The sequence below is a fragment of the Fructilactobacillus fructivorans genome, from assembly GCF_000814735.1.
GTDB lineage: Bacteria > Bacillota > Bacilli > Lactobacillales > Lactobacillaceae > Fructilactobacillus > Fructilactobacillus fructivorans.
Window position 1 is genome coordinate 22,000 of record NZ_JOJZ01000009.1, and the last position, 25,281, is coordinate 47,280.

Sequence of the window (25,281 nt, forward strand, 5' to 3'; positions counted from 1 at the left end):
TCAGTCAAAACTGATCTCTCTTTTAATTTGAAGCTTAAGCTTTGTTCTTATTTCGTTTAAAGCTAATTGGTTGATAAGTTAAACGAATGGCAGCTGGTAACAGGATTGGCAAGATAATTACTAGAATAATCAAACCAATGATGACGCCAATGGCAACCTGAATCAGTGTCAAGATTCCAGATGGAATCAGTGCGGCAAAGGTACCACCTAAGATGACGGCAGCTGACAATACCACGACACCAATGTAGTTAGCAGAACTTACAATTCGTTCCGCTGGTGATCCATCCGTGGTCTCACGATACCTCATCATCAGGAAGATACTGTAATCAACACCCAACGCAATCAGCATAATAAAGGTGAAGAACGGCGTATTCCAAGTTAACATGCTTTGACCTAAGAAGGTCTCTGAGAACAAACGGGTTAACGTTAACGAAGTGAAGTACGTCAAAATCAACGTTCCTTCAATATAGAGTGGTTGCAAAATGGAACGCGTTACAAACATCAACGCAATCAGGATTCCAACCAACATGATAACGGCAGTTCTAAAGAAGTCTTGCGATGCAATGTCATGGGTATCAGACATCGTAGCTGTTTCACCACCAATGGCAACGGTAGCGTCATTTAAACTAGTTCCTTTAAGAGACTGTTTAACTTGGTTTTGCACATTCTTAACAAGGTTCATTGACTTCGCGTTGGATGGATTATCCTTCAAAACAACGGTAATGTTAGTAATCTTATCGTTTGAGGAGACGTAGTTATTCAACGATTGCTTAAAGGTTTTACTCTTAAGCACCTGATTTGGAATGTAGAACGTATTAGCAGCCGCAGCTGAATCTTGAAGTCCCGTCAGGTATTCGTTAGATTGTTGCATTCCCTGATTAATCTTATTAAGACCAGCGTTAGCCTGTGTCAATTGCGACTGAATTCCTTGGAGTTGTTGCCCCATGGCTTGCGCATTGTTTCCGATATTTTGTGTGTCTGAAGCAATCCCAGTTAATTCATTTTGCAAACCAGACATCGCAGATGCTTGTTGCATCTGAACTTGAGAACTAACGTTTTGAAGTCCACTAGCAACGATTTGTAACTGTTGTGGGCTCATTGGTGATCCCATGGCAGTTGCCTGTTGCTGCATCTGAGCAATTACTGCCTGACCAGAAGTTTGACCAGGAGCAGTACTTGCCCCACTAACCCCTTGAATGGTCTTCAAGTGATTTCCAATGGATTGAGCTGAAGCTCCAATCGCCTTTAGTTGATCGGCATTAAAGGAACCACCGTTAGCTCCAGCTTGAATCTGACTCAATCCTGCGTTAGCTTGTTGCATCTTACTATTAAGCGTACCAAGTTGATTATTTAAGTAGAGTTGATTTATCGGTTCCCCACTTGGCTGGGTAACCGATGCAACCGTCTTAATTTCCTTGTTCTTCTTCAACTGACGAGTGATGCGGTCAATCTCCATCATCGATTTCTCGTTATTAACTTTATGCTTAGATTGAATGTAAATGGTGGAAGGCTCAGCAGTCCCCTTGGAGAAGTGTTGCTGAACCGTGTTCAATCCCTGTTTAGAAGGCAATGAATCACTTAGTTCAACCGAATTATCGTAGTTTAAGCTACTCTTTCCGGTAAAGAAGATCAATGGCAGCGTTAGGACTAAGACCAACGCAATCGCGATGATGGGGTGAGCAACCGAATGACTTGAAAGGAAGTGCCAAATGCGACTTCCACGCTTCTTGGGGGAAAGATTCTTGGCAGGCCAGTACATGGTCTTACCAAGGAGTGCCATAAAGAATGGGTTCAATGAAAGCAGAACCAACAGGAGAACGACTACCCCAATGGCAACGGCTACTCCGGACTGATAAATAGAGAATTTCGCCAGTCCCAGTGCAAAGAACCCAATTAAAACGGATCCCCCACTATAAAGGATGGTCTTTCCAGCTCGTTTCCTCGCGTCCACGGTGGCTTCAACCTTATCCATTCCTTGACCCAGATTATCTTTAAATCTGTCGTACAGCAGGATATTGTAATCCGTTCCAATCCCGAATAAGACCACTACCATAAAGACTTGGGTGAAGTTTGACAGTGGGAAGTTCATGTACTTAGCCAAATTCATCACAACGCTCAAGGAAACAATGAATGAGACTCCCACGGTTAATAGTGAAATTAGTGGGACAATTGGCGATCTAAAGACAATGATCAGAACAATCAAGATGAAGACGGCGGCGATGACCTCGGTCTGTTTAATTCCGTCAATCATCGATTGCCGCATATCATCATTTAAAACGTCCGATCCAGTGACATACGACTTCAGATTCGACGTCTTGGCACCCTTTTTAAGCTTGTTATTCATCGTCTCAACCGAATCTTTCTTAGAAACATTCAGTTGGACCAGCTCAGTGGTACCATCCTTTGAAATCAGCTGTTTCTTAGTCGCCGCATTTTCATTAGCGGACGTTACACCTTTGATGCCGTAGTAATCAGCATTATTTTTTAACTTTGAGACAGTGTGATTAATGTCGGCTTGTTTGCCAGCATCAATCTTTTTATCACCATTGTTGTATACCAAGACCACTTGTCTAGTATCACTAATGTGATGACCCCAGTGCTTTTGAATATTTTCTGCAACCTGGCTCTGCATGTTAGCTGGAATCTTAGTTTGTCCGTGTTCCGCAGTTATCTGTGAAATGTTGGGCAAAAATAAGACAGCGGCTAAAACAGCAATGACCCAGAATGCCGCAAAAAATATGTATTTTTTGACGAATTTATTCATCGAACTCCTCCTCAACGCTTAATATTTTAATTAACATATTAATTCATGTGTAACGCTTTCAATTATACAAAATTGACCACAAACAAGCAATACAACGAAAACAAGTCAATTAAAAAAGCACCAACTAATTAGTTAGTGCTATCATTACGATTTTCGCGGTCTAATTGCCAGGATAAAGACGGTGCTCAAGACCAAAATGCCACCGATAGTTTCGTAAAGATTGAAACTGGTGTGCAAAAACACAACCGTTCCAATGGTTGCTGAGAGTGGTTCAAACGTATCTAGTAGTCCCGCGGTGGTAGCGGATACGTATCGTAGACTGGAAGTAAAACAAAGAAATGACAGCATTGTGCCAAAAAGTACAATAAAGGCCACTCCTAAAATTCCTCCAAGCATCAAATGAGGAACATCGACCCAGAAGGGATGAATACAGGTAAAAATCACGCCACCAACGATCATTGCCCACCCAATGATGACAAATGTGCTGAACTTTTCCTGCAGTTTAACTGGCAGCATGGTCTGAAGAGCTCCCGCGAATGCCAAACAAAGGCCAAGGGTGAACGCCTTCGGACTCATCGCTAAATGCGTTAAGTCACCCTTAGTCACCAGTAGCCAGGTTCCAATTAGAGCCACAATAACGGCTACACCCTGTTGAATTGTCGGGGCTTGATGATAGACGATGACGGTCAAGATCATGATGATAACCGTTCCCAAACTCTGCATGATCGTCGAGGTGGCCGCATTACTGGCGCGCGTCGTCAGTAAATAAAGGTACTGAACCGCTGAAAGTCCGAAAATGGCATAACAAAGCAGGATCATCCAGCTTCGGCCCGTATGCCAAATTTTTAAAATGTGATTTTTTTGAACAAATTTTGTAAACAAAAGAATTAAGATGCCAGCAACCGACATCTTAACTCCCATAAGCCATTCCGTTGAAAAACTCTTGTCTTGAAACAAGAACTGCGAAACTGGTCCTTGAATTCCCCACATGATGGCACCAGCAATCGCTAGGATGACACCAATGTAAGTTTTACTCTTCTTCAATATTTGTGCCCCATTTATTTATCTTCATAACCATTTGGATGCTTCGTTTTCCACGTCCAAGCGGTTTTGATGATAGAGTCGATATTATCGAATTGTGGTTTCCAGCCAAGGACTTCACGCGCCTTGTCAGAATTTGCCACCAGCGTATCAGGATCACCGCCACGTCTTGGAGCAATCTCAGTTGGAATCTTCTTCCCAGTCACTTTTCGTGCTGCATCAATAATCTGTTTGTTAGAAAAGCCAGTTGAAGAACCCAGGTTAAAGATATTGCTTGGATTACCCTTTTCTAGGTATTTCATGGCCAAGATATGAGCATCGGCTAAATCAAGGACATGGACGTAATCTCGGACGTTAGTTCCATCTGGGGTATCATAATCGTCCCCAAAAATCTTCATCGTATCCTGCTGCCCGGCTGCCACCTTTAAAACGATGGGAATCAAATGCGTTTCTGGATGATGATCCTCACCAATTGAGCCATCTTCCTTGGCTCCAGCAGCATTGAAGTAACGTAATGCCACAAACTTAATGCCATAGGCCTCGTCTACCCACTTCATGATGTGTTCCATGATTAATTTACTTTCACCATAAGGGTTAATGGGGTCCTTACGATCCTTTTCATAAATCGGGATTCGTTCTGGATTCCCGTAAGTAGCGGCAGTTGAAGAGAAGACCAGGTACTTAATGCCCGCTTTCTTCATTGATTCCAGTAACTTAATCATCCCAATTACATTATTATCAAAGTATTTTAGTGGATCTTTCATTGATTCGGGAACGAGTGAGAAGGCATCCATGTGGATGACCGCATCAATCTTTTCTTTAGAAAACACGTCGTCCAAGAAATCCGAGTCACGGGTGTCCCCTTCATAAAACCTTGCCTTTGGATTAATGGCCTGACGATGTCCAGTTGACAAATTATCAACCACAACAACGTCATATCCGTCATTAATTAAGCGATCTACCATGTGAGAACCGATATATCCGGCTCCTCCGGCAACTAGTACAGCCATCTTATTTACCTCCTACTAATAAATCATCGTATTGAGTGTTTTTTTCAAAAAATTTAACGGCGAAGGAACAAACGGGTTTGATCTGGTAATGATTTTTCTTAGCGTAATCAATCATTACCATAATTAACTTCCCAGCGAGTCCTTGCCCGCGATAGTTCGGGTTAACAAACGTTTCATTAATGGAGACAACTCCATTATCTTCAGTAAAAGTCACCTCGGCAATTAGATTGCCATGTACATCGTTAGCGTAAAAACGTCCTGGTTCATAATCAAATTTCATTTGTCTCACCACCTTGATATCAGTATATCATAGTCACGATGGCAATATAAAGGCGCTTACATTGACGGAGTGTCAGACTTTAACTATAATCCCTTATAGAAGTTACAATTCACAGTATTCGACGTGGAAAAAATTGCTTTCCAGGAGGAGAATTATGAGTTCAACAGATACTAAAAAGGAATACCTAAACTGGGTTTCCCAGGAAGATATGCCAGCAGAATTAAAAATTGATTTAGCAAAAATGCGTGATAATCCAGATCAAATCAAAGATGCTTTTGGCTCTTCACTTTCGTTTGGAACCGCTGGAATGAGGGGAACCTTAGGCGCTGGAACTAACCGAATGAACGTCTACACTGTTCGTCAGGCCACTGAAGGTTTGGCTCAGTTAATGGATACGCTTGATCCTAAGGTAAAGAATCGGGGCGTGGTGATCAGCTTTGATCCTCGTTACAATTCCCAGCTTTTTGCTCACGAAGCAGCTCGAGTACTGGGTGCTCACGGAATTAAGACGTTTGTTTTTGACGACATTCGCCCCACCCCAGAACTATCGTTTGCAGTTCGTCATTTACACACCTACGCGGGCATCATGATTACCGCCAGCCATAACCCTAAGCAGTACAATGGATACAAAATTTACGGTGAAGACGGGGGTCAGATGCCACCAAAGGAATCCGATTTAATGACTACCTACGTCCGTAAGGTTGATGATTTATTCAAGATTCCCATTTCTGAGGAAAAAGACTTGCGAAACAACGGACTGATGAGCATCGTTGGTGAAAATGTCGACGTTCCTTATCTTCAAGCCGTTCAAACCGTCAACGTTAATCATGACCTAATTAATAAGGTAGGAAAAGACCTAAAGTTTGTCTACACTCCGCTTCATGGAACTGGTAAAATCATTGCCAGACGGGCTTTATCAGACGCTGGATTCAAGAATTACGATGCCGTGGTTGAACAGACCATCGCTGATCCTGAGTTTCCCACCACTCCGTTTCCCAATCCAGAGTTTCCACAGACTTTTGACCTAGCCATTCAGTTAGGTAAAAAAGAAGACGCGGACGTCCTCATCGCGACTGATCCTGACGCTGATCGTCTGGGAGCTGCGGTTAGACAGCCCGATGGCGAATACAAACTCATGACCGGAAACCAGATTGCTAGTGTCCTCCTCAATTACATTTTACAGGCCAAAAAGGATGCTGGTGACCTTCCTAAGGACGGTGTCGTGGTCAAATCAATCGTTTCAACGGAACTGGCTACTGACATTGCCAAGAACTACGGTGTTGAAATGAAGGATGTCCTCACCGGATTTAAGTTTATTGCCGAACAAATCAAGAACTTTGAACAAAATCATGACCACACCTTCTTGTTTGGCTTTGAAGAAAGTTATGGTTACCTAATCAAACCATTCGTTCGTGATAAGGACGCCATTCAATCCACCTTGCTACTTGCTGAAGTGGCCGCATACTACAAGGAAAAGGGAATGACCTTGTACGACGGCTTACAAGAAATCTACAAGAAGTATGGATACTTTAGAGAAAAGACCATTTCCAAAGAATTTGATGGTCTTGAAGGTAAGTCCAAGATGGCAGCCATCATGAAGAACTTTAGGGATCACCCTATGACTTCATTTAACGGTGCTAAAGTTGTCAAACTGGAAGACTTCCAAACTTCAACCACCACAATGGCGGATGGATCAACCCAAAAGATTGATTTACCTCAATCAAACGTCTTAAAGTACTGGCTCAATGATGGCACATGGCTTGCCATCCGTCCTTCTGGAACTGAACCAAAAATTAAATTCTACATTGGTGTTAAAGCTGATACTGCGGAAGCTGCTGATAAGAAACTACAAAGCTACGTTAAAGCTGTCGATGACGAATTATTAAATCAATAAATTAAACATCAAAAAACTGGACTCAAACGAGTCCAGTTTTTTTATTTTCACTTAACTAATGGTTCATCAGCATTCACAAGGGCCACCGTGTACACCTTTTCGACTTTGAAGTCTTTAATCGCTTTCTCACTGCGCCAATACATTTGAATGGCAGCGTGTCCGGAAGTCCCCTTGTGCATATCACGTCGCATCCCGTTAATGTAGTCGGAAACATGGCCGATCATTTTAATCATCTGAGCAATTAATGTAGCTAATTTGGACTTTTTAGGTGCACGCATTCTTTTTAACACCTTGATCGAATATGTACACTTTTCAATGAGATTATCGTCATTCACAAGGTCTCCAATGGCAAAGGCAAACGAGTTTTCAACGGTATAACCCTCACCCCGGTAGTGAACCAGACCAGATTTGTCTCTAAAACTACTAACGACCGTTTCCAGGTATTTACCTTCATTATCAATAAACTCGATGTTATCAGCTAATTTTGTGTCTGAAAGGCTCGGCGTTTCTTTATTAGTTAAGTTATGAAACCAACCCTTTAAATTCAAATTACCAGCCCCCTTTTCTCGTACTTCATTCATAAAACCCTACTTTTATTATATCATTAGCTGTAAGCGCTTACCAATAATGATCAGCTTTCACAAAATCCGTGGTTTCCGAATTCAGCCTTACATAACTAATTAACAATGATGTATTATTATCATAATAGTAAATTAAGGAGTGAAATACATGAAAATTGGAGTACTCGGCGCCGGCCACATGGGCAGCGCCATCATTAAGGGTTTAGTTAATAAATATGACCCTCGTGACATTCTTGTAAAAGGACACCACGTTACCTCAGAACTGAAAGATTTATCAAAGACGTTGGGATTCACAATCGTTGATGATGATTTCCCAAGCGATTTGAACGTGCTATTTGTAACAACCCCGGCACCCATTACGGTTAGTATCTTAAAAAACACGAAGTTGCCCGACCAAACGGTCATCGTTTCAGCTGCTCAGGGCGTAACTGAGGCAGAAATTAACTCCGTTCACAAAAACAATTCGGTAGTTTGTATCGTCCCTAACATCCCGGTTGCCGTCAACGCGGGTTGTATTGCCGTTGGCGAATCAGATCATGCGAATGAAGATGACGTAAAAACTGCTTTAAAGGTGGTTGCTAGTCTTGGTACTTTAATCAAGACCAGTAACCAAAATCTGGGTATCGTTGGTACCGTTGCCGGATGTGGTCCTGCCTTTGTCGACGTCTTTATGGACGCCCTTGCTGATGCAGCCGTTCAAAATGGCCTTGATCGTGAAACCGCCTTTAAAGTTGCGGCCAGCATGGTGCAAGGCAGCGGTAAGTTAGCGTTAGACACTGGCATTTCACCGGCCACCCTGAAGGATCAAGTTACTTCACCTGGTGGATCTACCATCAAGGGAGTAGTCGCTTTAGATGCAACTGGATTTAGAAACGCTGTCAACAAAGCAGTTAACGACGCCAATCAATAAAAGACGCTAATGGAGGAAATTATTTGGATTCAAAAGTAAGCTTAAAAACCAAAATCGCGATCCTCGCAACCGCGTTATTATCATTTTGTGGAATTTTACTGGAAACCTCGATGAACGTGACGTTCCCAGAACTTTCCCAAATTTTTCACATTTCATTGAATTTAGTTCAGTGGATTTCAACCGGATACTTATTAGTGGTAACGATTACGATGGCTACCACCGCTTATCTACTTAAGAGGTTCTCACTAAAGAAGATCTTCGTCTTCGCTGTCCTAGCCTTTATCGTAGGTGACGTCTTGTGTGCAATTGCGCCTAACTTCTGGTTACTCTTAATCGGACGTTTAATTCAGGCCGCTGCCACCGGACTTTCCTTACCCATGATGTACCAAATCATTTTCGCTGAAGTTCCACGACCAAAGATTGGTTTCTACACTGGAATTGCCTCAATGGTAATTTCAATTGCTCCAGCCCTTGGCCCAACCTATGGTGGAACCTTATCATCCCTACTCTCATGGCGATACATCTTTATCATCGCCTTTCCAATCGTCTTAATCACGTTATTCATTGGGCTCAAGAGTATCGACCTTCAGGCTCCTGGAATTTCTAAACGATTTGATTTCATCAGTTTTGCCCTCCTGATTGTCACCCTCTTCTCATTTGTATGGGGTGCCAACCAGTTCGGCGTTAAAGGTGCAACCTTCATGAGTGGACTGATCCCAATTATCATTGGTTTAATCACCCTTGGACTGTTCATCTACCTCAATGGTCACGGTGACTCCCAACTAATGTCACTTCATCCCCTTAAAATTCCAACAGTTTCATTAAATGCCATTAACTACTTCTTGTTAATGTTCATCAACATTGGTGCTTCATTTGTCATCCCAATTTATGCGGAAACGGTCCTCCATTCGAGTGCCATGGTTGCTGGATTAATCCTGTTGCCTGGTTCCATCATTGGTGGTGTAACCTCACCATTTGCTGGTGGTGTCTACGATCGTTTTGGGGCTTTCAAACCGATCATCACTGGAATGGTCCTATTGACGATTGCCATGTTCTTGTTTAGTACGATGACCGCAATGTTTAGTACCATCATTTTAATGTTACTGTTTGCACTTCTCCGATTTGGATTTAACTGTGCATTCTCATGTACCATCACTAACGCTCAGGAAACAGCACCTCAGTCCGATTCAGCCGATGTGAACTCCTTGTTCAACATGTTGCAACAATATGCAGGCTCAATTGGTACCAGTGTGCTAGCAACCATCTACGCCTTCAATCAGAACCAAGCACATGATGCTGCTCAGTACGTCGCCAAGACCATCATGGGTGGTCACATGGACTTCCTCTTACTATTCGTCTTGGCAGTTGCTGGCTTAATCTTAACCTTAGTCAACTGGACTATTCAAAGAAAGCACAACACTCAAAATGCATAATAATCAAGCAACTAAGAAGCTTGCTCCTAATCTCCACGAATTGACTGGTGAACAGGAACGGCTCATTGATCAAATTGAACAATTTATTAATCAGCGAATTGATCAGAAACAGCATTCGATTTTTACCATCTTTGGTGACGCTGGAACCGGGAAGAGCGTGATTTTAAGTCAACTCTTCTTCAACATTCAGCAAGCCGCACGAAGGGATGGCAAACTTCATGGCACCAAGAATTATTTTTTGGTCAACCATCCCGAAATCTTGAAAGTCTACAAACAGATTGCTGGATCAGAAAATAACGTCTTAAAGAAAAACTTTATGCGTCCAACCTCGTTTATCAACCAAATGCATAAAAAAGACGAACATGCTGACGTAGTCATTGTTGATGAAGCTCACCTCTTACTCTCATCACCGGACCATTACAACAACTTCTATCAGGAAAATCAGCTAGAAGAGATCATCAAATCGAGCAAGGTTGTAATTGCCGTCTTTGACATGAATCAGGTCTTACGAACCAAATGCTACTGGGATCAAAGTCGTTTAAAAAAGCTTCTTGCTCCCTACTATCACGAAAGTTATCAGCTGACCCATCAATTTCGGATGACTGCCAAACCTGATTTGGTCCACTGGATGAACGAGTTCACCGCTGGTAAATTGTTGCCAATTCCAAGGGATGCTGACGATGGTTATGATTTTCGGATCTTTGACGATGCAGAACAAATGCGACAGGAAATCGTCCAGAAAAATAACAAGGTTGGCTTATCACGAATTGTTTCAACCACTGGTTACCCCTCAACGTTAGATGGTGGGAAACATTACATCAGAGAACGTGGTGGTTTTAAGATGCCGTGGGATCAGTACAATTACACCAGTACTCCTTGGGCAGAAATTCCCCAAACCATTGATGAAGTAGGCTCCATTTATACCTGTCAGGGGTTTGACCTGAACTACGTGGGCATCATTCTGGGTCCTCCGATCTATCTCGATCCTAACGACCATCAAATTAAGGTCGATCTAAGTAAACAAACCGACGTTGAAAGTAAGAAGCATCGTAAAGACATCACAGATCCCAAGGAGTTCAAAGAAGTACGCAAACAGATTATCCTCAATTCCGTTAACGTTTTAATGAAACGAGGCGTCTATGGAACCTTCATCTTTGCGCATGATCCAGAACTCAGGAAAGTATTAATGAAGTCGTTTCAACAAATAAAAAAGTAGTAAAATTCAAAAAATAAGTCTGAAATTAAGTTCCTAAATTTATAAAAATTTGGGGACTTTTTTTCATTATCTTTTAAAAAAATTCATCTTTGTGTAACAAAATGTGTCATCAATGCTAGTAATTTCTTTTCAATGCGTATAATCTAGTCTTAACCCCAAAACACGTTTTTTGGAGTTTATGTAAGAAGGAGGACAATTTAATGGGATCAATCATTCAATTCAAAAACGTAGAAAAATACTATGACAAATTTCACGCTTTAACCAATATCAACCTCGACATTCACGAAGGTGAAAACGTCGTGCTAATCGGACCATCTGGATCCGGTAAATCAACCTTACTTAGAACCATCAATGGACTCGAAACCATTCAACAGGGACAATTAATTGTGGATGGAAAGGATCTTTCGAGTAGCAAAACTAATCTAAATAAACTTAGAACCGACGTTGGAATGGTCTTTCAACATTTCAACCTCTACAACAACAAGACCATCACAGAAAACATTACCCTAGCTCCGCGCATCGTTTTGAAGCGACCGCAATCCGAAAACGAAAAAGTCGCTAAAAAGCTCCTTGAACGAGTTGATTTACCTGACCAAGGCGCGAAGTACCCAGCTCAGCTCTCTGGTGGTCAGCAACAACGAATCGCCATTGCTAGATCACTAGCAATGGATCCAAAGGTGCTTTTGTTTGATGAACCCACTTCTGCCCTTGACCCCGAAATGGTTGGTAGTGTTTTAGACATCATGCAGGACATCGCTAATACATCGGATATGACTACCCTAGTTGTAACCCATGAAATGGGCTTTGCGAAAGCCGTCGCCGATCGAGTCATTTTTATGGCTGATGGTAAGATTCTTGAGAACTCAAAGACCGACGAATTTTTCGATCACCCGAAGACCGAACGAGCTCGCAAGTTCTTATCACAAGTTGAACATAAATAAAAAGTGAGGTAGATTCCATGAGTAAATTTAAGTTAAAACGAGTGGGTTTAATTGCCTCTATCGTCTTAGTCATCGTGATCATCGGCGGAATCTTCGGCGGCCTTGAGGCCAAAAAGCACCAAGCGGTCGACAGCAACGACTATAATAAAATTAAAAGTAGTCACGTGATGCGCTGGGGTGTAAAGGGTGATACGCGTTTGTTTGGTCTGATCAGTCCGAAAACTGGTCAAAGTGAAGGCTTCGACGTTGATATGGCACGTGCCATTACCGCCCAAATGGCTAAAAACGCTGGAACGAAAATTAAGCCCGAATTCACTTCGGTTACCACTAATTCGAAAATTCAGTTACTAAAGAACCATCAGGTAGAGGCGGTCGCCGCTACCATGACTATCACTCCTGAACGTGCCAAAGTGATTGATTTTACTAAACCGTATTTCCCGGCTGGACAATCCATCCTGGTTAAAAAAGATTCACCAATCAAAGACATTAAGCAGTTAAACAGTCCGAAGTACACCGTGATCACCACGATTGGGACCACTGCGGTTCAGACCATGAAGCAGTTCGCACCCAAGGCTAAAGTCATCTCAATGCCAGATAACTCTCAGGCCCTAAGTGCCCTTGAGTCTGGTCAGGGTGTTGCCGTTACTACTGATAACGCCATTTTATATGGTTTAGCTGATCAAAATCGATCCACCAAAGTTGTTGGAAAACCATTCACCAACCAGCCTTACGGACTGGCCATGAACAAGAATCAACCAGAATTAAAGTCCGCCATGAACAAGGCATTGGAACAAGTCATTGCCAACGGTACCTATAACAAATTGATTAAAAAATGGTTCTCAAACGTTCCTGGATTAGATTGGAGGAGTCTAGAAAAATGATAAATATCTTTCTTGAAAATTGGAAAACCCTATTAGACGGCTTCTGGATCACCATCTTGTCCTCAATCGTTGGCCTAGTAGGATCCTTAGTCTTGGGAACCATCTTCGCCCTCCTAGAGATGGCACCCAATAAATTTCTGAAGTTCATTGGGAGTGCGTTTGTGGAATTTTTCCGTAACATCCCACTCCTAGTTATCACCCTCTTCTTCTACGTGGTGGTCGCCGCTGACTTTCACATTTCAGGATTTTGGTCCGGAACCATCGGTCTGATCCTCTATACCTCCGCCTTCATCGCTGAATGTATCCGAGGTGGAGTCGACTCGGTTGATCCAGGCCAGATGGAAGGAGCTCGAGCCAACGGACTTACGTACACTCAGGCCATGGTTCAGGTGGTTTTACCACAGGGCTTTAAACTGGCAATTCCATCACTTGGAAACCAATTCATTAATCTAGTTAAAAACTCATCGATTCTGTCATTCGTGGCCGGATTTGATTTAATGTATCAAGCCAACGTTATTTCGGGTGCAAATCTAGATCCGTTCAACACCTACATCATCGTTGGAATTATGTACTTGATTATCACCGTCTCCGTCTCTAAGTGCATGAGCATCATTGAAAGTAAAGTGAATGGGGGTGCCACAGAATGAGTGGAGCATTTAGTTTAATTAACATGCATTACTTACTGGGTGGGCTAGTTGTCACCATCGTAGTTTCGGTAATTTCAATCCTAATCAGTTTCGTGTTAGGAACCTTAATTGGAATCATTCTATTTGAAAAGGTCCCCTACTTCACCAAAACGGTTCGGTTCATTTCTAATACCATTCGAAATCTACCCCTCTTGCTTCTGATCTTCTTCACCTTCTTTGCTTTACCAAAGCTAGGAGTGGAATTGAACGCTTTTGCGGCTACCGTCGTTGCCATGTCGGTCTTTGAAGCCAGCATGGTTGGTGAGATTATCAGAGGTGGCCTTCTCTCAGTTGGTGCTGATCAAGCTGAGGGAGCCCTCTCAACCGGGATGAATAAGGTTCAGACCCTCTGGCACATTCTTTTGCCCCAGGCTCTAAAGAAATCGATTCCTCCCCTTATCTCCCAATTCATTTCACTAGTTAAGGACACTTCGTTGGCCACTGCCATTGTGCTCCCAGAATTAACCTTCCGATCACAAGTTATTTACGGACAGAACCCCAACTACATGATTCCCATGTTCATTACCATCGCGATCATGTACTTCATTATCAACTACGGTCTTTCATTACTTGCGAAATGGTTTGACAAAAGAATGGTTTAAGCACAAATCGCTTCCCTTTCTTTTAATTTTGAGCTACATTAAAAGATGGCATATGGGAGGTTAGTGCATGTTTACAAACAAAATTAAAATTACTGCCACGATGACAAGTAAGAATCAAATCACGATTCCGAAAACTGTCCGTGACATTCTCGATCTCAAGCAGAACGATCAGCTTGAGTTTACGATTCAAAAAGATGGTTCGATCACGATTGCACCAAAAGAGTCTTTTGAGGACTTCTGGAAAATCGTGGAGGACCAGGAAAAGAAATACGGTAATGTCAGCAGTCCCGAAACGGACTGGGGTCCTGACCAGGGGTCGGAGGTTATCGATTAATGAATTGTAAACAAGGCGAAATTTACTTCGTCAATCTTGAACCAGCACTTGGCACTGAAACGAAGAAAAAGCGGCCATGTTTGGTGGTTAGTAACAATCACTACAATCGTTTAATGAACACGGTGATTGTGATTCCAATTAGTTCATCAGAGAAGTATTTAGAAGAAAAAAAGTACGTTAAATCACCGCTTTACTTCCAGGTTAACAACAAGAAAATTCACGGAACGGCCATGTTACAGCACGTTCGAACCGTGGACATGGAAGTTAGAAGTGAAACTAAGCTGGTTGCAAAGTTGGATGATCGTGATATGCGAAAGATTACAAATAACATTAAACAGTTCTTTTAGAAGAAATAAAGAGGTCACACAACTGTGTGACCTTTCTTTTTTTGCAAATTAATTCTTATTAAAAATAATTAATAGAGTAATTATTTTTGCCAAAGCGTACGCTATAATAAAAAAAGCTAATCATAACTGATTAGCTCACCCAAAAAACCGCACCAAACTTGCGAATATGGAAGAGATGTCCACGCATCTCTTCCTTTTTTATTACACATTAATTTTACGATTTAGGATAAAATTTGTCAATAACTAAACCACCAGATAATTCTTTTAAAGGAACTAAAGTTGCATATTTAATTATGTGTCTACAACATTATTAAGCCAAAGTTCTTACGTAACATTATGTCAAGATAATGATCCCAAAAAGTGATTGTAGAATGATAATCTAATCGCTATCCTTAATTAAACACATTCAATCACTTATTAAGGAGATAATTACTCATGAAAACCAAAGAACTCGTCTATGATGCATTATTTGCGGCAATCGTCATCGTTTTAGGCCTCTTTCCACCAATCACACTGCCATTCATCCCAGTACCAATCACCCTCCAAAGCATGGGCGTCATGCTGCAAGGCAGTTTTCTTGGTAAGAAGAATGGCTTCATTAGTTCCCTGCTGGTGGTAATCCTTGTGCTAATTGGCCTGCCCGTTCTTTCTGGCGGACGCGGTGGCCTGGGAATTCTAACTGGACCCACTGGCGGATACTTTATCATCTGGCCCATCGCAGCCTTTGTCATCGGCTACCTAGTTGAAAAGTTATGGAAGAAGATTAACTTCTGGAAATACCTCGTTGTGAATATTATTGGTGGAATCATTCTGATCGACTTTTTTGGTGCCTTATATCTCTCAGTAATTGCCCACATGTCAGTCATGGCTGCCCTGATCTCAAATCTCGCGTTCATCCCCGGCGATTTCATCAAAGCCGTTATTGTTAGTCTAATCTGTGTCGCCACCAAAAAAATCAGTCTCATAGCGCAAATTAAACATGAATAACTTTATCTTCGGTTCGTACGTTGACAACCATTCACTTCTCAATCGGTTAGATCCGCGAACTAAACTCATTTCCATCACCATCATAACCATGGCTTTTATGTGGACAACTACCCCATTTCAACTCGGAATGAACGTTTTAGTTTTACTTTTGTTGTATTACTTGGCCCAAATCAAACTCGGAATGGCATTCAGTTCAATCAAACCCATTTTATTCATCTTAGTGTTTATCTTAATTTATCATGGAATCTTTCCGAGTCACCGTTTTAGTCTCAACCATATCAACATCAGTGGCTGGTTGGATGGATTTCAAATTTGTATCAAAATCATCCTCATGATCCTGGTCGCCGCTCTTTTATCCTTTACCACGAGTTCAACCGAACTGGCCCAGGGAATGGCACGCTTACTCAGTCCGCTGCGATTCTTCCATGTTCCGGTGGCACAACTTTCGCTCATGGTAACCCTCACTCTACAATTCGTACCCATCATTTTAAATGAATTAAACGACATTAAAACCGCTCAAATCAGTCGTGGAGTTGACTTCTCTCCAGCAAAACTAACGAAAAAAATCCAACTCCACGTTCAACTCATCATTCCGTTGCTATACGCCGTTATCAATCGGGCCGATAAGGTTTCTGACGCGTTAGACGCCCGCGGCTACGCAACTAATTCCAAAACCACTCGTTATTATGAAACCCATTTTAGGAAATTAGATGGTTGGTTCTCACTTGCCATCACGATTTATTTAGCAGTAATCCTCACTATTGGGTCATTTTAAAGCTATCTTTTATCATCTTTTGAACCTGTTTTGAATCCACATCACCCAACACAATCGTGATCCAGTGTTCCTTATTCATATGATAGGCCGGTAAATAGCCCTTCGATTGTTTCAAAAGACCAGCAACGTCTGGATCTACCTTCACGTCCAGTACGTCAATTTCATCGGTTCCATCTAATCCTAGGCGGTCTTTGGGAACGTCCATAATCAGAGCAAACCACTTTTGGTCGTCCTTGTGGCGAAATGCCAAGTACTGCGGGTATTCCTTAAAGGGATGATCTGGTTCAACGTCAAATTGCTTTTTAATGTATTTGATGACATCATCACGTGTCTGCATTTCAATCACCGAGTCCATTCTTAATCTGATATTCATGACTGAATTCTGAGACGGCTTTCATGACGTTCATCACGTCGGTTGGAGTGACGGAGACTGGCAAATTAACCATGGTATCACTTGGATCACACGCCTGCGTAGCAGCCTTCATTAACTCTTCATCACTGGCAGTTCCCAATTTTAAGTCTTCCAACGTGGTTGGCAACCCAAATTCTAAGTCGAAGCTCAAGTACTTCTCGAAGCGCCGATGATCTGAACCAGTCAAGACGAGTTCACATAGAGTCCCAAAGGCAACTTTCTGGCCATGGGATAATTGGTCAATTTCACCACTTAAGGCCGTAAAACCGTTGTAAATAGCGTGTGCAGCAGCTAATCCGCCACTTTCAAACCCAATTCCACTAAGAAGCGTATTGGCTTCAACGATCTTATCAAGTTCTGGAGTCGCCGAACCCACCACGTTAGCGGCTACCGCTAGACTTCCATACTTGAACAGTGTCTGTTCACACTTTTGCCCAATCGCTTCTCCAGCTAGAGTCGATTTTCCACCCAGCATGTTAGTCCCATCGGACTTCCGGGTGTCGGTTGCTTCAACGTTAGTAGCCATAGCGTCAGCCATTCCAGCAATCAAGAATTTCACCGGAGCATGACTGATGACCTTCGTATCCAAAATAACCATATCAGGATTTTTCTTGTAAAAGCGATAGTGGTCAAACTGACCTTTGTCCGTATAAATTACTGAAAGACGCGAGCACGGAGCGTCGGTAGAAGCAATCGTTGGTGCAATCACAACGGTAGTATTCAGGTTATCCGCAATGGCCTTCGCACTGTCGGATACTTTTCCACCACCAAGCCCAATCACAACGTTATCAACGTTAGTTTGGCCAATCTTAGTTACCCGATCGATCTCACTTTCTGATGATTCACCCGTAAAATTAACCACTTCCACGTCAAAATCGTTCTTTTTTAAGTACTCCGCAAAGTCATTACCAATGATTTTTAAGACCGACGGACTTGATAGTAACAGTACCTTCTTACCAAATTTACCAATGCGATCAGCGCTGTGCATCAAGACATCCGGTCCTTGAACATAGTTACTGGGACTCGCAAATAATTTAACCATCTCAATCACTCCTTCTTAAGTTGATTTAATTATATTATTCACAAACTACGAAGTAAACCATTTGAAAAATTTACATAAGAAAAAGAAGTTGAGACATCTATCTCAACTTCTTTTTTCTATACCTTACCTAAATTGTTAAAGTACTCAACCTTAATGTCCTTATCGGTAATAATCAGCTTGGTAATACTACCATTCTTAGCCGGTTCTCCGATATCCAAGGCTGGATTATAACGGTCAACGATGGAGCGAATGGTCATTCCGTGAGAAACAATCAAGATCTTGTCGCCATCTTTCGTATTTTTACGAATTCGATCAATCCCACGGTCAACCCGTTTCCAGAACGTCTTGTTATCTTCGGCGTTATTATACAAATCAGCCTTTGCGATCAAGTCCCGAGCTTTCTCCAGACCAAAGTTCTTAAGTACCCCCGCTTCAGACGTGGTCTTTACCTGTTCACCAACGAATTGCCACATCTGTTCCAGGTTTTCCCCTTCAAAATATCCGTGAAATTGTTCTCGCAATTCCGGAAACTGGTAGCTAATGATGTTGATGTTATTATTGTTAGCTTGCAGAATATGATGCGCGGTCTGAATGGCACGTCCCGAATCACTACTAAAAGCCGCATCAAAATTAATGTCCTTTAGTCTCTCACCAGCATTATCAGCGTCTTCCAAACCCTTCTTGGTTAACGGTGAATCAATCCATCCCTGAACCTTGTTGTACAGGTTCATATAAGTTTGTCCATGTCGTACTAGATATGCAGTTACTTTCATTGTTATTACCTCACTCGTTTTCTTAACACTAACCTAATTATAACAAAAAAGCATTCCCAAAGTGTTTTGGGAATGCTAGTTTTTATTTATTTCGTTTGCGGTAGAAGAACCATTCTGAGAAAGCGCCAATGATTCCAATCAGGGTCAGAATTAATCCAAGAATTAGTCCTGGAGTTCGGTAATGGAAGTGAAGCGTGTGTTTTCCAGGTTTCAACTTCAAACCTGTCATTCCATCACCAACCATCAATGTTTTGACCTTCTTGCCATTTTCGGTCACATGCCACCCCTTATCGTACGGAATACTCAACATTAGTACGTTTCGTTTTGGCGTGGTCTTAACGTGACCAGTAAAATCAGATCCAGAAAGTTTCAGGTTTTCGGGATGATCAATTCGCAACTTGTATGGTTGCGTCTCATTAACAAACTTATTAAAGGCAGCATTATCAAGTCCAGAGAAGCTTCTAAGCAGGCTCTTCTCCTTGATCGCATCAGTTACAACCAGTTTTACGGTATACTTTTCATCCTTTTTAAAGTGACCCAAGTAAACATTTTCGGTTCCAAGCATCTTGTATCTGTCAGGAAGCGGCTTGCCATTTACGAAGATCTGATCATTATACAAATTGGCGTTAGCCAAGTACATGTACTGGTTTCCGGTAATGGTTGGATTAATCGTAAGATGATACTCATATCCATCAATTTGGTCCATTAACTTCGTGTTATAAGAGGTAGGCATCTTGTAGTGCCGCTTATTTGAACTATTCACGGTGACCTGAGCCCGATGCATATACTTCTTCTTGGTCCCAGCTTCATGCTGAACAAACTTGTTTAAGTTAATAAAGACGTGGTTCTTTTTCAGCTTCGTCTTAACGATCTGATCTGAAACGGCATAACCAAGACCACTAAATCGGTTATCCTTCTTATTAACGGCCTGCCCATTTGGCAAGATTGTCAGATGATTAGTAATCCCCAACAGTTGATCTGTAACGGGTGAACTACCAATGACACTGACTCTTCGAACGTTTCGTGATGATAATCCAAGTTTAGAGAGAACGTCTTGCGTATGCATGTTTAGCGTAGAACTGTATCCACTTACTCCCCTGAAGTTAAAGATAATGGAATCATTATATTGATTATAGGCTTGATTAATAATATGACTGTAAATCTGATTGTCGACGTCATTTCGATGGAAAGTTGTCTGGTCCTTTTTATTATCAATCTTTCGATCAATAATTCCCTTTGACTGGTTATAGGCGTTCTCAAAACGCTTCTGATTGCCAAACGAAGCACTTTGTCTGACACCGTTAACCAGTTCGCCTTGAAGCGAAAGATAGAGGTTGACACCCATTTCAACACACAAAACGGCGAAAATCAGGTACCAAATCTTCTTGCCATAGCGATTAGCGGCTACTAGCAATCCGGTCGTCAGTGCGACAAAGATTATGGCAATCAACAGATGGGTGTTGCTAACAATCAACTGATTATTTACCTGTTGCATATGGTTAAAGAAAATAATGATATCAGCGCAAATATAGCCAATCACGAGTAATCCAGCCACAATCGACCCAGCCGTTATGACAACCCGATTATTCTTAAACGCGCCATTAATGTAGGCCTCATAGGCAAACATAATCATTACGAATCCAAACATGAAGGCTTCACGATACGGGAACCCCGCTGGATTTTGGAACATGTGCCAAATGGTGTTAAAGGTGGTAATCCACATGCCTAAGAAAATGGCACCCACCAACCAAAATGAAGCGTGTTTTTGTCGTTTTGAAATCTTTTTAGAGAACCAGAATACCAGTAATCCCATGATAAAGATGGTTCCCACAAAAATACTGGGGTCGTGTGATAAGCGTCCCATAAAGTTGTTGGCGCCCACCCCAAAATTGGCAAAGACAGCCGGACTAAACCTTGGGTACGGAAGAAAATCCCAAATCTTGAAGAGCCCTTTACTAGTCGAAAGCATCCCCACGATTGATGGAATTAACATAAAACCAGATAATAAAGCAGCAATGATCGAACTGATCACGTACTTGCACGTCATGGAACCGTGGACCTTTAAATAGTGCCAAAATCCCGTCTTAGTAGGACGATTCAAGAAGACTAGGTAAACAAAGTAGATTACGGAGTAGATACATAACATGTACCCCATGTAGTAATTCATGATGATGATGGCTGTCAGAGCAACTACATAACCACCCCACTTGCCCTTATAGAAAAGACGTTCAATCCCAAGGGTTAAGAGTGGGAGAATCATCAAGGCTTCGAGCCACATGAAATCGTAGAAATAGAGTGCCACGTAACCACATAAACTGTACGCAACGGCTGCCATGATCTGCATCATGTCCTGTCTTTGGTACTTTACCTTCAAGAAGAAGGCCATTGACCAGCCAATCAGACCGATCTTAATCAAGATGATGATTGAGATCAAAATTGGCAAGTGAATTACGCTGAACCACGAGACTAGCAGGTTCAACGGACTCATGAGGTAATAGGTATAGATTGGCACCGTATTGTCACCAATGGATACCAAGAATGAGTATGAACTCAGAGTATGATGCAGCATTTGATCACGAAGTAGCTTAAAAAATGGCATGTATTGGGTGAGTAAGTCACTCAATAATAAGTTATGATTACCGAACGGCGTGATTCCATAAATGGCAAATACGATACAAGCAACGATAACTGGGATGATGAACGCTGCCGCATAGTATTTCCAAACATGCATTTTCTTTTTCATAAATAAAATTTCCCTCTATATTAAGTATTTGTAAAAATATGTAACTAAATCTCATTGTATTATATTTTTGTGACGCAACCTAACAAATGTGACTATTTTTAAAAATGTTTTTATGGTTTAAATTTTTCAATTCAAGCTGTTCATGCCCAATCCCCAATGCTTCGGTACTAAGATACGTCAAACCACCACTTAATCATTTCCCTTTTCAATTAATCTTCCTAATATTCTACCCAACCAAATCTCAAAAGGTGGTTTATTTCTTAAATTTTGGTAAAATGAATTTAAGCTTAGGCTAATAAATAAAAAAGGAGTGTTTATATGTTTAGTAAAACAAAGGGCTTTGATCCGTTTTCATTGGTTATTGGAATCCTGAGTGTGATTTTGTCACTCTTCATTTTAAGAAATCCATTGAACTCATTTAAAGCATTAGTTTTCGTAATTGCTATCCTATCGATCGTTGAAGGTATCTTCAAGATCGCTGAAATTTCTCAACTGGACCGATCATTAGGAATGTCACCAGTTTGGCTAATCATTAATGGTGTACTTGATATCATCATTGGTATCTTAATCTTCTTAGATCCAGCCGTTGGTGGAATCTACATCTGGTTAATGTTATCAATCTGGTTTATCATCGATTCACTGTTCGAATTATGGTACAGTCGTTTTGCTGAGAGAAACCACAAGGGTTACTTCTGGTTTGAAGTTATCCTTGGAATCGTTGGTTTAATCTTAGGGATTGCCCTATTATTCCAACCAGCCATGGCAATGTCCGTTGCATTATTCCTAGTAGCATTCTATTTCATGTTCTTCGGAATTTTGTTAATTGTTCGTTCATTCTAGGCCAAAATAAAAGATCGCGAATTCGCGATCTTTTTTTATGCCATTAATTATTTACGGTCCTTATTTGGTTCTTCAGGACGGTCACTACGTTCAATGTGTTTATGGATTTCTTTACCCTTAGTTGAACGGTTTTCATGGCCACGATCCTTTTTATGATCGTCTTTTTCTAATTTATGCAATAAGTCTTTTTCTTGTTTTTCACTAGGTCTTCTGTCACTCATACTAAACCCTCCTCTTCTGTTTATACGTTCCTATTATATCATTATCACGAAGGCATTCATAAATAATCATTTCATAAAATGGATTAATTGCCTTTTAAAAAGATTAATGCTAATTTTTAAGTAACGAAGACGAAGGAGAAATCATTATGAAATATGGAGTTACCGCTGGAACAGGTCGTTTCGGCGAACGTGCAATTATGGGCTTAATCCGACTGGTGCCAGTTGAAGACATCGTCGTGATCGCAAGAAACACTGAGAAGGCCAAAAAAATGTATCCTGCTGGAGTTGAGATCAGAAGGGGTGATTACAACGACACCGAAAGTCTGGACAAGGCGTTTGATGGAATTGATAAGCTCCTTTTTGTATCGTCACAACCAGATCCCAAGCATCCCCGCTACGTTCAACATGAAAACGTGGTGAATGCTGCCACAAAAGCCAAGGTCAAATTCATTGCATACACCAGTTTCCCCCACGCTAACATCGCCAAAGTTCCTTTAGCTGAGGATCATGCTAAAACCGAAAAATTAATCACAGATACCGGAATTAAGCATTCCTTTCTGCGCAATAACTGGTATCTAGAAAACGATGCTGACCTCATCAAACGGTCCGCTAACGGCGAAGACTTCATCTTCTCGGCTGGCGACGGTAAGGTTGGCTGGGCGGAAGAAAAATATTACGCTTATGCCGCTGCCAAGGTTTTGGCAAGTGATGAAAAGACGAAAGACGTCTACGAATTCTATGGAAATGAACACACTTACGCCGATCTAGCCGCTTCAGTGATCGCTAACACCAGCCAGGATTTTAAGGTCAGACTGTTAAACGACGAAAATTATCGTAAAGCGCTGGCTGAACGAGGCTTTGAACCAGGATCAATTGATTTCATGGTCAACGTTCAGGACATGATTCGTGCTGGTGTCCTTGACGAAAACATTGACGAGCAGGCCGTGAAGTTCGGTATGACCCACCAAGAAATTTTAGAAAACAACACGGACAATGATCCCGATCTACCGCAGGTCATCGGTAGACCCCTTCCCACTCTTGATGAGCAGGTCAAAGATCTACTGTCAGATAAACCACCATACGAAATTTAAAGCCAAACTCCCTTTAATCAAGGGAGTTTTTTAGTCCCATCAATTGCATGATTGAGTCAAGTGGTTTAACTTGAATGTTATTAACACTACCAATCAGATTCATTCTGAGAATTGAAGTGATCAAATGCGACAAGAATCCCTATTTGCCAATCCAGATCAAAACGAACCACTCGCAAGTCGGGTTCGTCCCAAGAACCTGGATCAGTTTGTTGGCCAACAGAACTTACTGGGCCGCGGCAAAATTTTACGCGAATTAATTGAAAACGATCAGGTATCCTCCATGATTTTTTGGGGACCACCGGGAGTTGGCAAGACCACTTTAGCTGAAATCATTGCCAAAAAGACCCAATCAAATTTCTTTAGCTTTAGTGCCGCCGACAGTAGTATCAGTAAAATTAAAAAAATCATGCGTCAGGCTGAACAAGATCAGGAAGTGGGCCAGAAAACCATTGTCTTCGTAGATGAAATTCACCGCTTTAACAAGGCGCAACAGGATGCTTTCCTTCCCTACGTTGAACAAGGAAGCATCATCTTAATCGGAGCAACGACCGAGAATCCATCGTTCGAGGTGAATTCAGCGTTGTTGTCACGTTGTAAGGTCTTCGTCTTACACGCTTTGAAACCTGATGACATCGTCTCACTTTTAAACAATGCCATTAAGAATCCGAATGGCTTTGGGAAACAACACGTTCAGATTGGCAAAGATGAAATCAATGAGATTGCTAATTTTGCTAACGGAGACGCGCGCAAGGCCTTAAACACCCTGGAAATGGCAGTCTTAAACGGCGAACAAAAGGATGGCGTAACTACCATTACCCTCAACGACTTAAAACCGTTAATTAGTAATAAGTTCGTCTTGTATGACAAAAACGGCGAAGAGCACTACAACATCATCTCCGCCCTGCATAAATCCATGCGTAATAGTGACGTTGACGCCGCCATCTACTGGCTTTCACGGATGTTAGATGGTGGGGAAGATCCACTTTACATCGCCCGTCGACTAGTCCGCTTTGCAAGTGAAGACGTTGGTTTGGCTGACACGAACGCCTTAAACGTTGCCATTAATGTTTTTCAGGCCTGTCAGTTCTTGGGGATGCCCGAATGTGACGTCCACCTCGTTGAAGCCGTTACGTACCTGTCACTGGCGCCCAAATCAAATGCCCTTTATAAGGCCCGTTTGGCGGCAGCGAAAGACGTCAAAGAAACCGCCGATGACCCGGTACCACTTCAAATCAGAAATGCTCCAACAAAATTGATGAAAAACTTGGGCTATGGAAAGGGCTACAAACTGGCTCATAACTATAAGGATAAATTAACCACCATGAAGACGATGCCACCATCCGTGGCTGGTCACGTGTACTACAAGCCGACCAGTCAAGGACATGAGGTTCGGTTTAAAGAACGTTTGGAACAAATCAAAAAGTGGCATCAAGAACATGATCCCAAAAATTAATTTCCATCTAAAAAAGCTTTCAGC

General features: G+C 41.8%; 25 protein-coding genes. 15 read left to right on the top strand and 10 right to left on the bottom strand.

Annotated features, from left to right (window positions below; all coding sequences use genetic code 11):
• Window positions 1-34: 34 nt before the first annotated feature.
• The 4 genes from LfDm3_RS00785 to LfDm3_RS00800 form a co-directional block, all read right to left on the bottom strand.
• A complete protein-coding gene (locus LfDm3_RS00785) occupies window positions 35-2,764 on the bottom strand; it encodes an MMPL family transporter (protein WP_039143149.1) in 2,730 nt (909 codons plus the stop codon).
• Window positions 2,765-2,908: 144 nt separating this feature from the next.
• On the bottom strand, window positions 2,909-3,808 hold the full coding sequence (locus tag LfDm3_RS00790) for a DMT family transporter (protein ID WP_039143152.1): 900 nt from the start codon (window positions 3,806-3,808) through the stop codon (window positions 2,909-2,911).
• A 14-nt stretch (window positions 3,809-3,822) separates the two neighbouring features.
• Complete coding sequence (gene galE, locus LfDm3_RS00795) at window positions 3,823-4,815, bottom strand: UDP-glucose 4-epimerase GalE (RefSeq protein ID WP_039143155.1); 993 nt, start codon at window positions 4,813-4,815, stop codon at window positions 3,823-3,825.
• A 1-nt stretch (window position 4,816) separates the two neighbouring features.
• Window positions 4,817-5,095, bottom strand: coding sequence for a GNAT family N-acetyltransferase (locus LfDm3_RS00800; protein WP_039143157.1), 279 nt, complete (start codon window positions 5,093-5,095; stop codon window positions 4,817-4,819).
• Between the two features lie 154 nt (window positions 5,096-5,249).
• On the opposite strand from LfDm3_RS00800, the gene LfDm3_RS00805 reads away from it, so the two are divergent.
• Window positions 5,250-6,989, top strand: coding sequence for a phospho-sugar mutase (locus LfDm3_RS00805; protein WP_039143160.1), 1,740 nt, complete (start codon window positions 5,250-5,252; stop codon window positions 6,987-6,989).
• Between the two features lie 47 nt (window positions 6,990-7,036).
• On the opposite strand, the gene LfDm3_RS00810 is transcribed toward LfDm3_RS00805, so the two are convergent.
• Window positions 7,037-7,570 (bottom strand): hypothetical protein, encoded by a 534-nt coding sequence (locus LfDm3_RS00810; RefSeq protein WP_039143161.1) that lies wholly within the window; start codon window positions 7,568-7,570, stop codon window positions 7,037-7,039.
• Window positions 7,571-7,718: 148 nt separating this feature from the next.
• Here LfDm3_RS00810 and LfDm3_RS00815 point away from each other — a divergent pair, with 148 nt between their 5' ends.
• The 11 genes from LfDm3_RS00815 (at window position 7,719) to LfDm3_RS00865 (ending at window position 16,682) form a co-directional block, all read left to right on the top strand.
• Window positions 7,719-8,480, top strand: coding sequence for a pyrroline-5-carboxylate reductase family protein (locus LfDm3_RS00815; protein WP_039143163.1), 762 nt, complete (start codon window positions 7,719-7,721; stop codon window positions 8,478-8,480).
• Between the two features lie 23 nt (window positions 8,481-8,503).
• Window positions 8,504-9,913: an MFS transporter gene (locus LfDm3_RS00820; protein WP_039143165.1), complete on the top strand. Its 1,410-nt coding sequence runs from the start codon at window positions 8,504-8,506 to the stop codon at window positions 9,911-9,913.
• Window positions 9,906-11,129: a DUF2075 domain-containing protein gene (locus tag LfDm3_RS00825; RefSeq protein ID WP_039143167.1), complete on the top strand. Its 1,224-nt coding sequence runs from the start codon at window positions 9,906-9,908 to the stop codon at window positions 11,127-11,129. The genes LfDm3_RS00820 and LfDm3_RS00825 overlap by 8 nt, the downstream gene beginning before the upstream one ends.
• A 200-nt stretch (window positions 11,130-11,329) precedes the next feature.
• Entirely contained in the window at window positions 11,330-12,070 is a 741-nt protein-coding gene (locus tag LfDm3_RS00830) for an amino acid ABC transporter ATP-binding protein (RefSeq protein WP_039143170.1), read from the top strand.
• 17 nt (window positions 12,071-12,087) lie between these two features.
• Complete coding sequence (locus LfDm3_RS00835; protein WP_039143173.1) at window positions 12,088-12,951, top strand: transporter substrate-binding domain-containing protein; 864 nt, start codon at window positions 12,088-12,090, stop codon at window positions 12,949-12,951.
• Complete coding sequence (locus LfDm3_RS00840) at window positions 12,948-13,598, top strand: amino acid ABC transporter permease (protein WP_039143175.1); 651 nt, start codon at window positions 12,948-12,950, stop codon at window positions 13,596-13,598. Before LfDm3_RS00835 ends, LfDm3_RS00840 begins: the two co-directional genes overlap by 4 nt.
• Window positions 13,595-14,239, top strand: a complete 645-nt coding sequence (locus tag LfDm3_RS00845) for an amino acid ABC transporter permease (RefSeq protein WP_010022470.1) — start codon at window positions 13,595-13,597, stop codon at window positions 14,237-14,239. Before LfDm3_RS00840 ends, LfDm3_RS00845 begins: the two co-directional genes overlap by 4 nt.
• 67 nt (window positions 14,240-14,306) lie before the next feature.
• Window positions 14,307-14,573: an AbrB/MazE/SpoVT family DNA-binding domain-containing protein gene (locus tag LfDm3_RS00850; protein ID WP_039143179.1), complete on the top strand. Its 267-nt coding sequence runs from the start codon at window positions 14,307-14,309 to the stop codon at window positions 14,571-14,573.
• Window positions 14,573-14,920, top strand: coding sequence for a type II toxin-antitoxin system PemK/MazF family toxin (locus LfDm3_RS00855; protein WP_039143182.1), 348 nt, complete (start codon window positions 14,573-14,575; stop codon window positions 14,918-14,920). Before LfDm3_RS00850 ends, LfDm3_RS00855 begins: the two co-directional genes overlap by 1 nt.
• A 558-nt stretch (window positions 14,921-15,478) precedes the next feature.
• Window positions 15,479-15,907, top strand: coding sequence for a biotin transporter BioY (locus LfDm3_RS00860; protein WP_263640269.1), 429 nt, complete (start codon window positions 15,479-15,481; stop codon window positions 15,905-15,907).
• Window positions 15,900-16,682 (top strand): energy-coupling factor transporter transmembrane component T family protein, encoded by a 783-nt coding sequence (locus LfDm3_RS00865; protein ID WP_039143188.1) that lies wholly within the window; start codon window positions 15,900-15,902, stop codon window positions 16,680-16,682. The genes LfDm3_RS00860 and LfDm3_RS00865 overlap by 8 nt, the downstream gene beginning before the upstream one ends.
• On the opposite strand, the gene LfDm3_RS00870 is transcribed toward LfDm3_RS00865, so the two are convergent.
• The 4 genes from LfDm3_RS00870 to LfDm3_RS00885 form a co-directional block, all read right to left on the bottom strand.
• The gene (locus tag LfDm3_RS00870) at window positions 16,666-17,055 is read right to left on the bottom strand and encodes an MmcQ/YjbR family DNA-binding protein (protein WP_225349291.1); all 390 of its coding nucleotides are present in this window, start codon (window positions 17,053-17,055) and stop codon (window positions 16,666-16,668) included. The genes LfDm3_RS00865 and LfDm3_RS00870 overlap by 17 nt on opposite strands.
• Window positions 17,021-18,136: a glycerol dehydrogenase gene (locus tag LfDm3_RS00875; RefSeq protein ID WP_039143191.1), complete on the bottom strand. Its 1,116-nt coding sequence runs from the start codon at window positions 18,134-18,136 to the stop codon at window positions 17,021-17,023. The genes LfDm3_RS00870 and LfDm3_RS00875 overlap by 35 nt, the downstream gene beginning before the upstream one ends.
• Window positions 18,137-18,252: 116 nt before the next feature.
• Window positions 18,253-18,909 carry a histidine phosphatase family protein gene (locus LfDm3_RS00880; RefSeq protein ID WP_039143194.1) on the bottom strand — a complete coding sequence of 219 codons (657 nt, stop codon included), beginning with the start codon at window positions 18,907-18,909 and terminating at the stop codon, window positions 18,253-18,255.
• Between the two features lie 82 nt (window positions 18,910-18,991).
• The gene (locus LfDm3_RS00885; protein WP_039143196.1) at window positions 18,992-21,652 is read right to left on the bottom strand and encodes a YfhO family protein; all 2,661 of its coding nucleotides are present in this window, start codon (window positions 21,650-21,652) and stop codon (window positions 18,992-18,994) included.
• Window positions 21,653-21,970: 318 nt separating this feature from the next.
• On the opposite strand from LfDm3_RS00885, the gene LfDm3_RS00890 reads away from it, so the two are divergent.
• A complete protein-coding gene (locus LfDm3_RS00890) occupies window positions 21,971-22,492 on the top strand; it encodes an HdeD family acid-resistance protein (RefSeq protein WP_039143199.1) in 522 nt (173 codons plus the stop codon).
• 47 nt (window positions 22,493-22,539) lie between these two features.
• Here LfDm3_RS00890 and LfDm3_RS06805 read toward each other — a convergent pair whose 3' ends face one another.
• Window positions 22,540-22,713: a hypothetical protein gene (locus LfDm3_RS06805; RefSeq protein ID WP_156112319.1), complete on the bottom strand. Its 174-nt coding sequence runs from the start codon at window positions 22,711-22,713 to the stop codon at window positions 22,540-22,542.
• A 146-nt stretch (window positions 22,714-22,859) separates the two neighbouring features.
• Here LfDm3_RS06805 and LfDm3_RS00895 point away from each other — a divergent pair, with 146 nt between their 5' ends.
• The gene (locus tag LfDm3_RS00895; RefSeq protein WP_039143202.1) at window positions 22,860-23,804 is read left to right on the top strand and encodes an NAD(P)H-binding protein; all 945 of its coding nucleotides are present in this window, start codon (window positions 22,860-22,862) and stop codon (window positions 23,802-23,804) included.
• 124 nt (window positions 23,805-23,928) lie between these two features.
• Window positions 23,929-25,257 (top strand): replication-associated recombination protein A, encoded by a 1,329-nt coding sequence (locus LfDm3_RS00900; protein ID WP_039143204.1) that lies wholly within the window; start codon window positions 23,929-23,931, stop codon window positions 25,255-25,257.
• The last annotated feature ends 24 nt before the right edge of the window (window positions 25,258-25,281 follow it).

Bases quoted from the DNA above. Each gene is read 5' to 3' on its own strand.
- LfDm3_RS00860 (WP_263640269.1), top strand. From the start codon at position 15,479: ATGCTGCAAGGCAGTTTTCTTGGTAAGAAGAATGGCTTCATTAGTTCC.
- LfDm3_RS00880 (WP_039143194.1), bottom strand. From the start codon at position 18,909: ATGAAAGTAACTGCATATCTAGTACGACATGGACAAACTTATATGAAC.
- LfDm3_RS00870 (WP_225349291.1), bottom strand. From the start codon at position 17,055: ATGAATATCAGATTAAGAATGGACTCGGTGATTGAAATGCAGACACGT.
- LfDm3_RS06805 (WP_156112319.1), bottom strand. From the start codon at position 22,713: ATGAGTGACAGAAGACCTAGTGAAAAACAAGAAAAAGACTTATTGCAT.
- LfDm3_RS00885 (WP_039143196.1), bottom strand. From the start codon at position 21,652: ATGAAAAAGAAAATGCATGTTTGGAAATACTATGCGGCAGCGTTCATC.
- LfDm3_RS00850 (WP_039143179.1), top strand. From the start codon at position 14,307: ATGTTTACAAACAAAATTAAAATTACTGCCACGATGACAAGTAAGAAT.
- LfDm3_RS00825 (WP_039143167.1), top strand. From the start codon at position 9,906: ATGCATAATAATCAAGCAACTAAGAAGCTTGCTCCTAATCTCCACGAA.
- LfDm3_RS00830 (WP_039143170.1), top strand. From the start codon at position 11,330: ATGGGATCAATCATTCAATTCAAAAACGTAGAAAAATACTATGACAAA.
- galE (WP_039143155.1), bottom strand. From the start codon at position 4,815: ATGGCTGTACTAGTTGCCGGAGGAGCCGGATATATCGGTTCTCACATG.
- LfDm3_RS00805 (WP_039143160.1), top strand. From the start codon at position 5,250: ATGAGTTCAACAGATACTAAAAAGGAATACCTAAACTGGGTTTCCCAG.
- LfDm3_RS00895 (WP_039143202.1), top strand. From the start codon at position 22,860: ATGAAATATGGAGTTACCGCTGGAACAGGTCGTTTCGGCGAACGTGCA.
- LfDm3_RS00785 (WP_039143149.1), bottom strand. From the start codon at position 2,764: ATGAATAAATTCGTCAAAAAATACATATTTTTTGCGGCATTCTGGGTC.
- LfDm3_RS00890 (WP_039143199.1), top strand. From the start codon at position 21,971: ATGTTTAGTAAAACAAAGGGCTTTGATCCGTTTTCATTGGTTATTGGA.
- LfDm3_RS00840 (WP_039143175.1), top strand. From the start codon at position 12,948: ATGATAAATATCTTTCTTGAAAATTGGAAAACCCTATTAGACGGCTTC.
- LfDm3_RS00845 (WP_010022470.1), top strand. From the start codon at position 13,595: ATGAGTGGAGCATTTAGTTTAATTAACATGCATTACTTACTGGGTGGG.
- LfDm3_RS00835 (WP_039143173.1), top strand. From the start codon at position 12,088: ATGAGTAAATTTAAGTTAAAACGAGTGGGTTTAATTGCCTCTATCGTC.
- LfDm3_RS00875 (WP_039143191.1), bottom strand. From the start codon at position 18,136: ATGGTTAAATTATTTGCGAGTCCCAGTAACTATGTTCAAGGACCGGAT.
- LfDm3_RS00865 (WP_039143188.1), top strand. From the start codon at position 15,900: ATGAATAACTTTATCTTCGGTTCGTACGTTGACAACCATTCACTTCTC.
- LfDm3_RS00810 (WP_039143161.1), bottom strand. From the start codon at position 7,570: ATGAATGAAGTACGAGAAAAGGGGGCTGGTAATTTGAATTTAAAGGGT.
- LfDm3_RS00800 (WP_039143157.1), bottom strand. From the start codon at position 5,095: ATGAAATTTGATTATGAACCAGGACGTTTTTACGCTAACGATGTACAT.
- LfDm3_RS00900 (WP_039143204.1), top strand. From the start codon at position 23,929: ATGCGACAAGAATCCCTATTTGCCAATCCAGATCAAAACGAACCACTC.
- LfDm3_RS00815 (WP_039143163.1), top strand. From the start codon at position 7,719: ATGAAAATTGGAGTACTCGGCGCCGGCCACATGGGCAGCGCCATCATT.
- LfDm3_RS00855 (WP_039143182.1), top strand. From the start codon at position 14,573: ATGAATTGTAAACAAGGCGAAATTTACTTCGTCAATCTTGAACCAGCA.